Source organism: Neisseria sp. P0019.S002 (assembly GCF_051957155.1).
Taxonomy (GTDB): Bacteria; Pseudomonadota; Gammaproteobacteria; order Burkholderiales; family Neisseriaceae; genus Neisseria; species Neisseria perflava.
Map to the genome: position 1 here is coordinate 1 of NZ_JBQCWS010000082.1, position 488 is coordinate 488.

A 488-nucleotide genomic window follows, 5' to 3' on the forward strand; every position below is an offset into this window, starting at 1 on the left:
TGCCAAAGGTCGTCTGAAACCTCAAACCGGTTTTCAGACGACCTTTTTTTGTTCAATCAGAATTCGATGTTTTCGTAGGCATCGTCGAATACGAACGGGCCGCGTTCGCCGCCGCTTTCGGATTCGAGGTGGATGCGGGTCATCATCATGGACTGGTCGACTTCTTTCATCATGTCATAAATGGATATGAGGGCGATATTGACGCCGGTGACGGCTTCGGTCGTGATGCTTTTGCCGACTTCAGAGGAAACGGTTACGGTGGCTTTGACGTAGGCGAGTTCGACATCGACATCGAAATCGACGCGGACGTGTTGCAGGGGAAGGGGCTGGTAAAGTGGGACAAGCAGTCCGACCTGCTTGATGCCTTGGACGGCGGCAATACGGGCGACGTTGAGGATGCCTGCGTTTTGGGTGGCGTTTTCCGCCAAAACTTTGATGGCGGAGGTACTCATGTTGATGGAGCCGCTTGCCACGGCGGTGCGGACGGT

Annotated in this window: 1 protein-coding gene; it reads right to left on the reverse strand. The window is 54.5% G+C overall.

Translation table 11 applies throughout. The annotated features are described in order from the left end of the window. Window positions 1–56: 56 nt before the first annotated feature. Window positions 57–488 (reverse strand): cyclic pyranopterin monophosphate synthase MoaC (locus tag ACTHTY_RS11665; protein WP_440367790.1); only part of this gene is annotated, 432 nt, incomplete at its 5' end.